The organism is Lysinibacillus sp. KU-BSD001 (assembly GCF_042920265.1).
GTDB lineage: Bacteria > Bacillota > Bacilli > Bacillales_A > Planococcaceae > Lysinibacillus_B.
In genome coordinates this window covers 1-1,275 of sequence record NZ_JBDQZI010000036.1, presented here as the reverse complement: position 1 = coordinate 1,275, position 1,275 = coordinate 1, and the positions used below count along the sequence as shown (strand labels likewise).

The window sequence follows — 1,275 nt, the reverse complement described above, 5'->3', positions numbered from 1 at the left end:
GTAGATAGGTTCGAGGTGGAAGTGTGGCGACACATGGAGCTGACGAATACTAATCGGTCGAGGACTTAACCACATTTTGTGTTGTGCACAATGCACCGTTTATCCAGTTTTGAAAGAACAAGAAAAAATGATACTTTATGAAAAAAGTACTTGCATATCATATAGAATGTGATATAATAAATCTTGTCCTTAAATAAGTGAAGTGATGATGGCAAAGAGGTCACACCCGTTCCCATACCGAACACGGAAGTTAAGCTCTTTAGCGCCGATGGTAGTTGGGGGCTTCCCCCTGCGAGAGTAGGACATCGCTTCGCTTAATACCCAGGAGGATTAGCTCAGCTGGGAGAGCACCTGCCTTACAAGCAGGGGGTCGGCGGTTCGAGCCCGTCATCCTCCACCATCTCAAAATGCCGGTGTAGCTCAGTTGGTAGAGCAACTGACTTGTAATCAGTAGGTCGTGGGTTCGACTCCTATCGCCGGCACCATTTTGAGCCATTAGCTCAGTCGGTAGAGCATCTGACTTTTAATCAGAGGGTCGAAGGTTCGAGTCCTTCATGGCTCACCATTTTAATAATATGCGGGTGTGGCGGAATTGGCAGACGCACTAGACTTAGGATCTAGCGCCGCAAGGCGTGGGGGTTCGACTCCCTTCACCCGCACCATTTAATTTCATATATTGCCAGATTAAAAAATCTTATGCACATGCGGAAGTAGTTCAGTGGTAGAACACCACCTTGCCAAGGTGGGGGTCGCGAGTTCGAACCTCGTCTTCCGCTCCATATGTGCCGGGGTGGCGGAACTGGCAGACGCACAGGACTTAAAATCCTGCGGTAGGTGACTACCGTGCCGGTTCGATTCCGGCCCTCGGCACCATTTTAATTTAAATTAGCGCCCGTAGCTCAATTGGATAGAGCGTCTGACTACGGATCAGAAGGTTATGGGTTCGACTCCTGTCGGGCGCGCCAATAGTATTACCTTATATATCCGGGAAGTAGCTCAGCTTGGTAGAGCACTTGGTTTGGGACCAAGGGGTCGCAGGTTCGAATCCTGTCTTCCCGACCATTAAAAAATATAGGGGCCTTAGCTCAGCTGGGAGAGCGCCTGCCTTGCACGCAGGAGGTCAGCGGTTCGATCCCGCTAGGCTCCACCAATTTATGAACTTTGAAAACTGAACAAGCAAAACGTTAACAATAAACGTTTCTGAATAAGAAACAAAATTTTGGACATCAAACATGATGCCAGCAAATTTGAGCTTACTCAAATTCTTTTATGGAG

9 tRNA genes and 1 rRNA gene are annotated in these 1,275 nt (G+C 48.2%); all 10 read left to right on the top strand.

Annotated features, from left to right (window positions below):
• Positions 1-198 precede the first annotated feature (198 nt).
• Positions 199-314 (top strand): 5S ribosomal RNA (gene rrf / locus AAGS61_RS20845).
• A 10-nt stretch (positions 315-324) separates the two neighbouring features.
• Positions 325-400, top strand: a tRNA-Val gene (locus AAGS61_RS20840).
• Between the two features lie 9 nt (positions 401-409).
• A tRNA-Thr gene (locus tag AAGS61_RS20835) sits at positions 410-485 on the top strand.
• A 4-nt stretch (positions 486-489) separates the two neighbouring features.
• Positions 490-565, top strand: a tRNA-Lys gene (locus AAGS61_RS20830).
• A 12-nt stretch (positions 566-577) separates the two neighbouring features.
• A tRNA-Leu gene (locus tag AAGS61_RS20825) sits at positions 578-662 on the top strand.
• A 42-nt stretch (positions 663-704) separates the two neighbouring features.
• Positions 705-779, top strand: a tRNA-Gly gene (locus AAGS61_RS20820).
• A 5-nt stretch (positions 780-784) separates the two neighbouring features.
• Positions 785-873 (top strand) — tRNA-Leu (locus AAGS61_RS20815).
• Between the two features lie 15 nt (positions 874-888).
• Positions 889-965 (top strand) — tRNA-Arg (locus AAGS61_RS20810).
• Positions 966-985: 20 nt separating this feature from the next.
• Positions 986-1,062, top strand: a tRNA-Pro gene (locus AAGS61_RS20805).
• Positions 1,063-1,074: 12 nt separating this feature from the next.
• A tRNA-Ala gene (locus AAGS61_RS20800) sits at positions 1,075-1,150 on the top strand.
• Positions 1,151-1,275 lie beyond the last annotated feature (125 nt).